The sequence below is a fragment of the Bradyrhizobium sp. BWA-3-5 genome, assembly GCF_032917985.1.
Lineage (GTDB): Bacteria > Pseudomonadota > Alphaproteobacteria > Rhizobiales > Xanthobacteraceae > Bradyrhizobium.
This window is the reverse complement of the sequence record NZ_CP136626.1, coordinates 5,284,716-5,296,612: the sequence shown is the minus strand read 5'-3', so window position 1 is coordinate 5,296,612 and position 11,897 is coordinate 5,284,716. Positions and strand designations below refer to the sequence as shown.

Below are 11,897 nucleotides of genomic sequence, written 5' to 3'. Positions count from 1 at the left end.
CTGGCGGGGTCACTCGAGCTACGGCATGATCGGCGATGCCAAGGACCGGCTCGCGTTGGTCTTTGTCGATTTCGCCGCACTAGCCGGCGGCTGGTTTTCTGCTGCTCGGCCATCTGCACTGGGCGTGGTTGAAAGGCTGGTGACCTACCAAGAATGTCCACGCGTGCTCGGTGATCGCCAACCACGTGATCTTCAGCAAGAAGAGCGAATCGAAGATTGCGGTGCTCTCGCTCACCATCCATGTGATCGCGGTGGTGATTGCCTGGTGCTGCGTGCGCGCGATCGATGCGCCCGGCGATTTCGAGCAGCTGTTCATGCTGATTCCGCCGATCATGTTGATCACCATGATGCCGATCACGGCTGGGGCGTGCGGGAGGCGACGATGATGGTCGCCTTCGGCTATACCGGGCTGGCGCGGATCGATGGCACCGTCGTCTCGATCCTATTCGAAAGCTGTCGCCCATCGAGAAGCATTCGGGATGAGCGAACGGTGGCCAATGTAAAGTCATCGGCTGCTGCCGCATGACTATGACGTACAGGACGACCGGACCGACGATACCTATCTGCGGCAGCGCTTGAGGGCGATTGCCCGGGAGGGCCGTCGTTTTGGCTATCGGCGGCTGCATGTCCTGCTCAAGCGTGCGCTTGGCGGCTAGGCCAAGAGCAGCACATCCGGCAGCAGCACAAGGCCTGCCGCCGATGATGAAACCGCCCGCATGCTGATCAACGGCCGCCAGCACCGCCGATTGCCGGCTTGCAGGCGCCGGTCACCACTAGTGCCTCGATACAGATGTTTTGACGTGAACCCATCTATAGCTGTGGCGTACCCAAGTCTGGCAAATCTCCCTGATCCGCTGCTCGAGCTTGGCCTGTCGGAAGCGAGGAGATCTGTAGTACTCGAGCAGCAACACGTGACAGGCTCGGCGGATCAAAACGCGCCAGTAATGACGCATCTCATCAACCAGCCGGACAGGTCTCATAGTTTTCGGCGCAGCGCGTCCTGCGGCATTTCTTTGTCGAGGCTCAGTTCGGCGACGTTGCGCAGCTTGGCGTTCTCCCCCTCGAGCTGCCTCAGCCGCCGCATCTCGGCGGGCACCAGTCCATCATATTTCTCTTTCCAATAAAAGTAGGTCAGCCTGGATCACCGCCTAAGGGGGCAGATATCCGCAACCGACATCCCATTGGCTCCCTGCTTCAATATGAACCCTTCGGGCGTCCGAAAATTTCGAGGCCTTCATCGTGCTCCGCTCCCCAAGCCCAGGGAATCACCGGACGGCACTAGCAAAAAAAGGGTCCAGTTTTATGAGCTCAGTCCATGACCACGATGATCTGAGACCGCCAAACTGGACCGTTTTTGGTTAGCGTCTTGCGCTGCCGAATCCCCTCGGCTGGGAGGAGCGGAAGACATGAAGGCCTCGAAGTTTTCGGACGCCCAGAAGGCGTTCATTCTCAAGCAAGGCAACGACGGGGTGCCGGTGGCGGACATCTGCCGGAAGGCCGGGATCAGCCAGGCAACCTATTTCAACTGGAAGAAGAAGTATGACGGGCTGTTGCCGACCGAGATGCGCCGATTGAAGCAGCTTGAGGATGAGAACGCCAAGCTGAAGAAACTGGTGGCCGACTTGTCGCTGGACAAGGAAATGCTGCAGGACGTGATCCGCCGAAAGCTGTGAAGCCTGGCCGGAAGCGCAAGCTCGTCGACGAGGTCCGTGGCGAGTGGCAGGTGTCGATCCGCAAGGCCTGCGCGGCCCTCGAGTTCGACCGCTCGACCTACCACTACAAATCTCGTCGCTCCGGCCAGGCCGTCCTCGAAACACGGATCAATGAAATTTGCCATGCGCGCGTTCGCTACGGTTACCGCCGCGTTCACGTCCTGCTGCGCCGTGAAGGCTGGCGCCATGGCCAGAACAAGACACGGCGCATCTATCGCGAATTGGGGCTGCAATTGCGCAACAAGGCACCCAAGCGGCGGGTCAAGGCCAAGCTGCGCGATGACCGCCGGCCGGCCACGCGCGCCAACGAGATCTGGGCGATGGACTTCGTCCACGATCAGCTCGCGACCGGACAGAAGCTTCGGGTGCTCACGATCGTCGATATATTCTCCCGCTTCTCGCCCGCGCTGGAGCCGCGGTTCACCTTCCGCGGCCGTGACGTCGTGGCGATACTGGAAGGAGTCTGCAATGAAGTGGGATTCCCGGCCACTATCCGGGTCGATCAGGGCAGCGAGTTCGTGTCGCGGGATCTTGACCTGTGGGCCTATCAGCGTGGCGTCACGCTGGACTTCTCAAGACCTGGCAGGCCCACCGACAACGCCTTCATCGAAGCGTTCAACGGCCGCTTCCGGGCTGAATGCCTCAATGCGCACTGGTTCCTGTCCCTTGCGGATGCCCGGGAAAAGTTGGAGGATTGGCGCAAGTACTACAATGAGGAACGGCCCCACGGGGCGATCGGCAACAGGCCGCCGATTTTGCTGCAGAACCACGTCGGCGCAACCAGCCCGCCAACGTGATCAGAGGCGCAAAACTCTAACTCCGGGTGGTCCAAAGTTCGGTCTCGCTGCACGAGGTGATGGACTCTACCAATTCTTGGAGGAGATTGCGGGGGCAGATCAGTATATTTTTCGAATTACTTTCTGCAGACAGCGAGATTTCCTTGGGCCAAGGGCCGTCGAGCATGAAGCTGTTCGAAACAGATATTGCCGGTGTTTGGGTCGCCGAAGGCAACCTGCATTCGGATCACCGGGGATCATTCCATCGCCTGTTCTGCGCCAATGAGGAGCAGAAGGTCGTCGGTGCACGCAGAATTGTTCAAATCAGTCACTCCCTCACAAATTCGGTCGGCGCTGTCCGTGGACTGCACTATCAAAACCCTCCCATGGCTGAGATGAAGATAGTACGTTGCCTAAGGGGGCGCGTCTTCGATGTTGCAGTTGATCTGCGTAAGAATTCGCCCACATTCCTCAAATGGGCGGCGGTCGAACTTACGCCGGCCAGTTGCCGATCGTTCATCATCCCCGAAGGTTGCGCCCACGGGTTACAAGCATTGGAGGAGAACTCGGAGCTACTTTATCTCAATACCGCGTTCTATTCGCCGTCCGACGAAGGAGCTGTTCGATTCGACGATCCGATGGCGGACGTTATATGGCCTTTGCCGCCGACAGATTTGTCTGCACGCGACTCGAAGCACCCGCTTCTTGATGCGGACTTTAAGGGACTGGACCTATGAAGTGCCGTCATTGCCAGACGCAACTACAACACGTTTTCCTTGACCTTGGACACGCGCCGCCATCTAACGCTTATCTCTCGGAAGCGCAGCTCCACGCGCCGGAGACAACCCTTCCGCTGAAGATCTTTGTGTGTCACGCATGCTGGCTCGTACAAACCGAGGACTACACCGTCGCTCACGAATTGTTCTCTAGCGACTACGCGTACTTCTCCTCAACATCGCAAGGTTGGATGAAACACGCCAAGGCCTATTGCGAAAAGATTTCAGAGATGCTGCATCTTACCCGAGACAGTTTCGTCATCGAGATCGCCTCCAATGATGGATATCTTCTCAAAAATTTTGTCGAGATGGGTGTACCGTGCTTGGGTATCGAACCGACTGCCAGTACCGCCGGCGCTGCCGAGCGCATTGGCGTACCGGTGCTCCGCGATTTCTTTGGCGCAGCTACAGCTACTATGCTGGCGGCAAACGGGCAGCGGGCAGATCTAGTCTGCGGCAACAATGTCTACGCCCATGTGCCTGATATCAATGACTTCACATTGGGCCTACGTATTGTACTCAAGCCCGGAGGTACGGTAAACTTGGAGTTCCCGCATCTAAAGAACATGGTTGAGCAGAACCAGTTCGACACGGCCTATCATGAGCACTTCTCGTATCTGTCACTGACCGCGGTTAGCCAAATCTTTGAACGGGCTGGACTGCGTATCTTCGACCTTGAGGAGCTCCCGACGCATGGTGGGTCCTTGCGCATCTATGGCTGCGACAAGGATGATTCACGGCAAACAACGGCAGCGGTTAAAACCTTGTTGGCCGATGAGAAGAGGCTGGGGTTGCAAGACCTAAGTTTGTACCGGGCGTTCCAGCAAAAGGCGGATAAGGTAAAGAACGACTTCCTCGCTTTTTTGATTGAGCAAAAGCGCGCCGGCAAGTTGGTCGCCGCTTATGGCGCGGCTGCCAAAGGCAATACATTGATGAACTATGCCGGTTTGAAGCCCGACCTGATGAGCTTCGTCTGCGACGCGGCAGCGTCCAAGCAGAACAAGTTCATGCCCGGCAGCCACATTCCGATCCGGCATCCAGCGGAGCTCGCGAAGCGAAAGCCAGATTGGGTGGTGATCCTGCCCTGGAACATCTCTTCAGAGGTGATGCAGCAGCACAAGCAGATTAAGACGTGGGGCGGCAATTTTGTCATTGCGGTTCCCAAACTGAAGGTTCTGACGTAAAGAACTTGGTGACTGGTGCGACCAGCTTTCGTCGGCCGGACGCGGTCACTCGTTTTTTGCGCGAGAGCCCATTCCATTGCTGCCATTGCACGACATGGCGATCACGCTTCAACAATGTCGTGGTGCCCGGAGGTCAACTTTGTCGCCTGTGCGACCGCAGATTTCAAGCCAGTGCTCGAGCGTGGGCTTGAAGGTAACCTGTGGTCCACCTCGCATGGCCCAGGCTAGCGAACTATCGTGACTTCTTCCACGTCGGCCGCAACTCGATCTTGCGTTTCCTGGCAGCCGCGGTTGCAGCGGGAACGAGACAATTGATAGTCGCCGGCACTTGCCTTGAATACGGCATGCAACACGGTTTGAACGAGAATATGAAGACGAAGCCTTGTACTCCCTATGTTTTCGCAACGGATGCGCTGCGCAGAGCCCTGGAATTGCTGGAGAAGGAGTATCCTTTCACTCTGCAGTGGATGCGGCTCTTGCGCAATTGACCGCCGGGATATGATCCTCAACATGCCTGATCAGTTGCCGGATTACCTGCCGATTGGGGGACATGGCAGCGGATTTAGTGCGAGCAGCCACCAATCCAGGGCAATGCAATATGTGATCAATTGCGGAGTGGGCGTCCCACTTCGGTACTCGACCTTCTGTAATGGGCCCGATGATGTCAAGCCTCCCGAGTAACGTCACGTCGCCGAGCTCATGCTTCTGTCCGTGGTCAACGCCTGGCCGCCACATCATGCTGTCAGAGGGAGCGGTGAGCCTATCTAGATGCGCGGGGTTCGTCAGAGGACGACCACTGGCCGTGTAACGGCTTCACCGGATCCACCGTCCCGGCGACGGGACTTCGGGCACCGAGCTTCAGTTCAGCCCGGTTGCGTTCTCGATTTCCTCCACGTTTTCTACGCTGCGATCGGGCCGGCGTCAGTCCATCGGTAACTTGTTCCGTCGACCCAGATTCGATGCAGGATCACTGCGAGCTTGCGTGCCAGGGCGACTTTTGCGCGCTTCGAGCCTCGCCGCTTGGCAACATCCATCCCCCAGCGCTTGAGTTTTGAGAACCGTGTGATGCGCGACAGCAGAACGTTGGCGGCCTCATACAGCACCGTGCGCACCGTCTCATCGCCGGCCAACGTGATCCCGCCCGTGACGTCTTTTTCTCCTGATTGGTATTTCTTTGGCGTGAGCCCGAACAGCGCGCCTGCCGCCTTCGATTTTACGATGCGATAAGGGTCATCAATTGCCGATTTGTAGGTGATAGCCACCAGGGGACCGACGCCCGGCACCGTCATCAGCCGGCGACAGACCGCATCGTCACGCACAATTGCCAGCACAGCCTTGTGTAGCCTTCCGTACTCTGCCTTCAAGGCTGATCGTGCCGAAAGCATCGCCGCAGCAATGCGCTCCAATGTCGCCTGACCCGCAACCAACTCCCGGATCCTCGCTTCGAACGTCTTCCGCGTCACCGGACCAACCTTCAGTCCGAAGCCACGCAATATCCCGCGGATACTCAACTCCACGTCGATCAGCCGCCCGAGAAGCTGTTTGCGTGCAATCAGGAGGGCCCGAATCTCCTGCGCATCGACCGACTTCGCGTGTACCGGCCGGAACCATCCCATCCGGATCAGTTGCGCGATCCCGCGCGCATCCTTGCGATCAGTCTTTACCGTCATCGCCGACAGCGCGGCCTTCACATGCCGTGTCTCCAGCAGAACCGTCTCGAATCCTGCTCCTTTCAGGCCCGCATGCAGCCATTGCGACAGCGGCCCCGCTTCCAGCCCGATCCGCTTCACTTCAAAGCCAAGTGCTTCAAAAAATTCAACTAAGGCGTCGGGTTCACTCGCGACCTTCGCTTCTTTTAGGATCTTACCCTGGGCATCCACAACGCACACGCTCGACAGTTCCAATGACACGTCGATTCCGGCATAATTCTCCACGGCTGTCCTCCGTCTCTAGATGCTTGGGGCCGACTCAAGTCGTGACCCCGTTTCATCATCTATCGGGGGACAGCCACCATCATGACCCCTCGCTCGGAGCAGGGCCCATTACGGCATCTAGTGCGCCAGCACTGCGACGGCGAGCCAGTTGCATTCGTCTCAACCGCGGGAACTATCCTTATCCCGATTACGAACCGATGGAATTCTGGTGCGTGCCCGCTTGTGTATCCTGATGAGTCCCATCTGGATATCGATGCTGCGTTCGGTGAACGCCATGACGCTACCGCCTCCGACGCCAAAGACCCTGACGAGGCCGTCCTCGGGGTCCGTTCCACAGGCGACCTCCCACAGCCAGTCGTCGCCAAGACCCCTTGCAGCGCGACCGATCGTGGTGACGGGAATGAACTTTGTTGACGTGCATGCTTGAGCGGAGGGCGTTGACGCGCGAGGCGTCCAGTGCCATGGCAATAGCTCATGCAGATGACTTTGTGGCATGTCCCCGATGCGCCCGAAGACGTCGGCGAGCTCGGCTTTCGGGTCGATGTCGCTGAGACGCTCTGTCATAAATGAACGTCGCTGTCACGGCGGCCCGATCGGAATCAGCGAAGAGCCAGCACTTTCTTCCCAGCGCCATAACCGAATAAACCCTTATCGGGCGGGTAGTCGAGGTCCATTACCGATGACATCCATTATTTCGCCCTCGCGTTCGCTGGCATCACTGTGCGAGCAACCCCTTGCTGGCGACCTGATTCACGTGATCACCCCAGGTGAGGTGATCCCGGTGCCGGCCTGGGTGCTGGATCGTCTGCCTGCGCAGGGATGGTACTTGGTACGCCGCGCATTACCCCTGATCGATGTGCACTGGCTACTCACTGGAGCGAGGGGTCCGATGAAACTCTTCGAGCGATTCCAGAATCATCCGGCAAAGGCTCCCTAGTTAGCCTGCGTCGGGCGGATGGCTGATCGCGCTTAAACGGCGTGGGCGATATCCTGAGGACGCTAATCAAGGCAGAGTTCGTGAATGCGCTTGGCGGGGTGATTCGGCAGGCGGGCAGCACATCGCGAGCCAAGTCGGCGGATCGATGTCGTGAGCTTGAGGTTCATGCCGACTACCGAACTATGGCGAACAGGCTCGTTTTCCCCGGGAATCTCCGTGAGCGGCGTGTGATCGGTGCGGATTCCAATGATCGCGCGCAGGTATTCCAATCTGATGCCGCGCAGCGCTCCGATCTGATCGCGCGCAGGTGAAGTGCCCGATCGTTAAAGGTAACTGGCACTTTCGCTAGCCCGTGGTCAAGCGGCAGTTCCGCAGAGATCACGTCTGATGCTTGATGGTGTCGCTCGACGGAGCGAAGCTGACCGGACGCGCACCCCCAACAGTGCCGTAGCGGCCGGTCAGCTTCGCGGGCTGCAGTCTCGGTCTTCATCGGCCGCCAGCGTAATGAACGGGCGGGCGACGCATGGAGTCACCGTTCAGTTCGAGCCTGTGAGCGTTGTGAAGCAGGCGATCAAGTATGGCATCAGCGTACGTCGGGTCATTTATGAGCTCATGCCATTTGGCAATTGGAAGCTGGCTGGTGACGAGTGTTGACCGACGACTGTAGCGGTCTTCGAGGATTTCGAGCAGATAGTGACGGGCATTGGCGTCGATGGCTTGGAGGCCCCAATCGTCCAAAATGAGGAGCTCGACGGCGGCGATGCTCTTCATCCGCGAGGCGAGTCGGCCATCGCCCCGGCCAAGGCCCAGTTCTTCGATCAACTGCGGCAGCCGGGTGTAAAGTACAGAGTGGTTGTCCCGGCAGGCCTTTTCCCGACACCGGTCGAGCACGTGGCATACTACCCAAGAACAGCCGTTTGAAGTTGCCATTCGATATCCGCATCATCCGCTCGCCGGCGAGCGCGTCATCGTTCTGCGGCGAGTCAATCATGGCGATCGCTTGCATTTCGTGATTGAGCAGGCAGATGGCACCCGGATCTTGGTGCCGGCCTGGATGACAGAGACGTGGGCAGCGACGCTGCCGATGGTTGAAGTCCCTCGGCTTTCCTTGGATTCACTGCGCGAACTTCGCAGCCTCGCGGCGGCACTGCGCGTACCCTCGTCACCGTCGTCCGAAACGAGTCGGACGGTTGGAGGCGATGATGGAACAACAGTGGCGGCAACTTCTGGAGCTGACAACCACCGCAATCCGCGATCAACGACTCGATCCAAAGGTTCGCTCGGAAGTCACAGGTCTACTCAAGCTTCTTCTCGACGAGTGCAGCGCTGCTCTCGCAAAGACGCGGGAGGCGAACAATGAATAAGATCACACCCGATCACTTGTCACGAAGCGCCTACGTGTACGTGCGACAATCGACGTCCGATCAGCTCCTCAACAATCCCGAAAGCCGCCGCCGTCAATATGCGCTTGCCACCCGCGCTCGAGCGCTTGGCTGGGAGAATGTGATCGTTATCGATGACGATCTTGGTCGTTCGGGCGGTGGCACGGCGCGCCCCGGCTTTGAGCGCTTGTTGACCGCGATCTGTACCGGTAGCGCTGGGGTTGTGCTCGCCATTGAAGCTTCCCGGCTCGCGCGCAATGGCCGCGATTGGCACACACTTTTGGAGTTCTGTACCCTGGTGAGCAGCCTGATCATTGATGAAGACGGTATCTATGACCCAAAGCTCATGAACGACCGGCTGCTGCTTGGAATGAAAGGAACATTCAGCGAGCTCGAACTGTCGATCTTGCGGCAGCGGTCGCAGGAAGCGCTGCGCCTCAAGGCCGCGCGGGGCGACCTCCATACGTCGGTCGCTATTGGTTATGTGCGCAGCGCCGACGATCGTCTGGAGCTGGACCCGGACAAGCGCGTGCGCGAAGCGCTCCATCTGGCATTCTGCAAGTTTGCAGAGTTCGGCAGCGTCCGCCAAGTTGTGATTTGGCTGTGTGACGAAGGCATCAAGATGCCGATTGTCGTGTACGGCGAGCGAGGCCGCGTGGTGGAATGGCGGCTGCCGCGCTACAATACGATCCATCGGCTGTTGAGCAATCCAGTTTACGCCGGCGCCTATGTGTTTGGCAGAACTGGCTCGCAGGTTCGAATCGAAGTCGGCCGAAAGCTGATCGCGCGGGGGGTGCGCCGGCTCCAGAAAGATTGGGAAGTGCTGATTCGCGATCACCACGAGGGCTATATCTCCTGGCAAGACTACGAGAGCAATCAACGAATTATCAACGGGAACGCCAACATGAAGGGCGAAATGGTGCCGGGATCAGTACGCAATGGCGGCGGCTTGCTGATTGGGCTGCTGCGCTGTGGACATTGCGGACGCAAGCTCCGAGTGCTGCATAACGGGCTACGGGGAATCGCGCGGTACGTGTGCAACGATGCCAACGTTAATCATGGTCGACGGACCAAGTGTATTGGCTTCGGAAACATGCGGATCGACGCGGCGGTATCCGCGGAGGTATTGTCGGTGATTGCGCCGCTCGGCCTCGACGCTGCCCTGCAGGCGATCGCGGATCGCGAGCGCGCTGGTACCGAGCGACTGCGGCAGATCGAGTTGACACTTGAGCAGGCGCGTTATGAAGCAGCGCGGGCGCACCGACAATACAATGCGGTTGATCCGGAAAACCGTCTGGTCGCCGGAGATCTCGAACGACGATGGAATGAACGGCTCGCGGAAGTGGCGCGGCTTGAAGCCGATCTGGCTGTTGCACGTGACAAGCAACCATCCGCATTGACCGACACGGAGCGCGCCGAGATCTTAGCGTTAGGAGCCGATCTGGAACAGCTGTGGAGGCATCCGGGCGCCTCGGCGGTGATCCGGAAAAGAATTTTGCGAGCGGTGCTCGAAGAGATCATCGTGACCTTAGAACCTGGTTATCTCCATCTCAAGCTGCATTGGAAGGGCGGCGACCATACTCTACTCCACGTCGTGAAGAACCGGACCGGGCAGCATCGCTGGAAGACTGATGCCGCGACCGAACAGCTGATTTGCCAACTGGCACGCATGCTGTCCGATGGGAACATCGCATCGGTTCTGAATCGGCTGGGAGTACGGACCGCCAAGGGGAATACCTGGACGCAACAACGGGTGCGGACTTTCCGCAATGATCATGGCGTTGCCGCCTACCGGGAAGGCGAACGGGCAGAGCGCGGCGAAGTTATTTTGCACGAAGCAGCGAGCCGTTTGCAGGTTAGCAAGATGACTGTTGTACGTCTCATCAAGGACGGAGTGCTGCCGGCCAAGCAAGCTTGCCTGGGCGCGCCCTATGTTATTCGGGAGATGGACCTCGATTTGCCGGCGGTGCAATCCGCGATCAAAAGCGGGCGTGCAGTCTCACCCGACCCACGGCAGGGACTCTTGGAATATCAATGAAGTAGTGAGGTATCGGATCATGTCGCCAGCCCGGACGGCCCAAGCAGCAGCACATTCTCGCCATTGGCAATCCAGCGGGCGCTCGCAAGCTCGCGTATCTGCTTGGGATCCAGCGAGGGCTGGGCCGAGAAGTCGAAGCCCGACAGATCGCGAACGAACGGGAAGCGAGCAAGTTTAAGCGTCATCTCGACGCGCCGCTCATCCTTGCGGGCGATCTCGCGCTCGCACAGCAGCACCAGGGTCTCGCGTAGGCTCAGCTCTCGACGGCTGGCCTCGTCCAACAACCCATCCAGCTGGTCGCGGACAGCCGTCAGCTGCAGGCGCGTCAGCATATCGCTCAGGCGGTCGGGAACAATGGTTCGCATCAGAAGCCCCCTCCCACAATCGCTTCGTACTCCCCGAGCGGCCGCAGCAGCGTCGGCGATGGCGCCGCGACAGGCGATAACGCGAGCTCGCCAGCACGGCTCGGTTTAAAGCCAGTCAGGCCCTCAAAGTGTTTAGGGTCGACAACGCGACGGCGCCGACCTACACAGATCGGATGAACGGCCACCTCATGGATCCCGTGGTGGATGCGCACCACGCCATCGGCGATCGTCGCTCTCACCGTCTCGCCGATCAGCCGCCATGGCACAGAGTAGGCGTTGCCATCGATCTCCACCGCGCAGTCGGCCTGCACGCGGCGGATCAGTTCACGTGCGGCCTGGAAGGGCGGCCTCCCGGCTATGGGCTTCAGCGCATGCGCCTCAGCGCGCCTGAAGCGCTCAATCGGTGCTTCGCCCGTCGTGCCATGCTGGCGTAGATCGGCGATCTCCCGTGTCCAAGCCTCGAGGTGCGCCTCAAAGGCCTCCCAGCTCCGGAAGGTGCGGCCGGCGACCGCGTTCCGCTTGACGTAGCCGACGCCATTCTCGGTCTTGCCCTTGGTGCGGGCGCGATATGGCGCGCAGGCCCGTGGCCGGAAGCCCCAGTGCTTGGCAAACGCGGTCAGCTTGTCATTGAACACGATGCGTGTTTCGGCAATTCCCGGACACTGATTTCGGTAATTCGCGGACAGTGATTTCAGTAATTCCGGGACAGGGATTCCGCTAAATCGCGGACAGTTACGGAGCTGGTTTTTCGGGAGCGCCGTTCAGGCAATGTTCTCTCTCAAGCTGAGTTTGA

Annotated in this window: 9 protein-coding genes and 5 pseudogenes; 8 read left to right on the top strand and 6 right to left on the bottom strand. The window is 59.1% G+C overall.

Annotated elements, in window-relative coordinates:
• Positions 1–16: 16 nt before the first annotated feature.
• Positions 17–448, top strand: a pseudogene (locus tag RX331_RS25460) (lysylphosphatidylglycerol synthase domain-containing protein); the annotation flags it as partial.
• A 1-nt stretch (position 449) separates the two neighbouring features.
• Positions 450–641 (top strand): annotated as a pseudogene (locus RX331_RS39020) (IS3 family transposase); the annotation flags it as partial.
• Positions 642–797: 156 nt separating this feature from the next.
• On the opposite strand, the pseudogene RX331_RS25455 reads toward RX331_RS39020, so the two are convergent.
• Positions 798–1,238 (bottom strand): annotated as a pseudogene (locus tag RX331_RS25455) (transposase); the annotation flags it as partial.
• Between the two features lie 168 nt (positions 1,239–1,406).
• On the opposite strand from RX331_RS25455, the gene RX331_RS25450 reads away from it, so the two are divergent.
• The 4 genes from RX331_RS25450 to RX331_RS39015 all read left to right on the top strand — a co-directional run bounded on the left by RX331_RS25450 (position 1,407) and on the right by RX331_RS39015 (position 4,936).
• A protein-coding gene (locus RX331_RS25450) for an IS3 family transposase (RefSeq protein ID WP_317252562.1) occupies positions 1,407–2,509 on the top strand; the annotation gives its coding sequence in 2 pieces (ribosomal slippage) (positions 1,407–1,668 and positions 1,668–2,509; 1,104 coding nt in all).
• Positions 2,510–2,673: 164 nt separating this feature from the next.
• Positions 2,674–3,225, top strand: coding sequence for a dTDP-4-dehydrorhamnose 3,5-epimerase family protein (locus RX331_RS25445; protein WP_317252561.1), 552 nt, complete (start codon positions 2,674–2,676; stop codon positions 3,223–3,225).
• Entirely contained in the window at positions 3,222–4,448 is a 1,227-nt protein-coding gene (locus RX331_RS25440) for a class I SAM-dependent methyltransferase (protein ID WP_317252560.1), read from the top strand. The genes RX331_RS25445 and RX331_RS25440 overlap by 4 nt, the downstream gene beginning before the upstream one ends.
• A gap of 200 nt (positions 4,449–4,648) precedes the next feature.
• On the top strand, positions 4,649–4,936 hold the full coding sequence (locus RX331_RS39015; protein WP_410708013.1) for an NAD-dependent epimerase/dehydratase family protein: 288 nt from the start codon (positions 4,649–4,651) through the stop codon (positions 4,934–4,936).
• 411 nt (positions 4,937–5,347) lie between these two features.
• On the opposite strand, the gene RX331_RS25435 is transcribed toward RX331_RS39015, so the two are convergent.
• Both RX331_RS25435 and RX331_RS25430 read right to left on the bottom strand, forming a co-directional pair.
• Positions 5,348–6,382, bottom strand: a complete 1,035-nt coding sequence (locus RX331_RS25435) for an IS110 family transposase (RefSeq protein WP_317252559.1) — start codon at positions 6,380–6,382, stop codon at positions 5,348–5,350.
• 453 nt (positions 6,383–6,835) lie between these two features.
• Positions 6,836–7,016 (bottom strand): annotated as a pseudogene (locus RX331_RS25430) (transposase domain-containing protein); the annotation flags it as partial.
• A gap of 45 nt (positions 7,017–7,061) precedes the next feature.
• Between RX331_RS25430 and RX331_RS25425 the strand changes: the two are divergent.
• Positions 7,062–7,319 (top strand): hypothetical protein, encoded by a 258-nt coding sequence (locus RX331_RS25425; protein ID WP_317252558.1) that lies wholly within the window; start codon positions 7,062–7,064, stop codon positions 7,317–7,319.
• Positions 7,320–7,805: 486 nt separating this feature from the next.
• Here the strand turns inward: RX331_RS25425 and RX331_RS25420 are convergent.
• A pseudogene (locus RX331_RS25420) lies at positions 7,806–8,234 on the bottom strand (ATP-binding protein); the annotation flags it as partial.
• Between the two features lie 441 nt (positions 8,235–8,675).
• On the opposite strand from RX331_RS25420, the gene RX331_RS25415 reads away from it, so the two are divergent.
• Complete coding sequence (locus tag RX331_RS25415) at positions 8,676–10,739, top strand: recombinase family protein (protein ID WP_317252557.1); 2,064 nt, start codon at positions 8,676–8,678, stop codon at positions 10,737–10,739.
• Between the two features lie 17 nt (positions 10,740–10,756).
• On the opposite strand, the gene RX331_RS25410 is transcribed toward RX331_RS25415, so the two are convergent.
• Positions 10,757–11,104 carry an ATP-binding protein gene (locus RX331_RS25410; RefSeq protein ID WP_410708010.1) on the bottom strand — a complete coding sequence of 116 codons (348 nt, stop codon included), beginning with the start codon at positions 11,102–11,104 and terminating at the stop codon, positions 10,757–10,759.
• Positions 11,104–11,739 carry a Mu transposase domain-containing protein gene (locus RX331_RS25405; protein WP_410708009.1) on the bottom strand — a complete coding sequence of 212 codons (636 nt, stop codon included), beginning with the start codon at positions 11,737–11,739 and terminating at the stop codon, positions 11,104–11,106. Before RX331_RS25405 ends, RX331_RS25410 begins: the two co-directional genes overlap by 1 nt.
• Between the last annotated feature and the right edge of the window lie 158 nt (positions 11,740–11,897).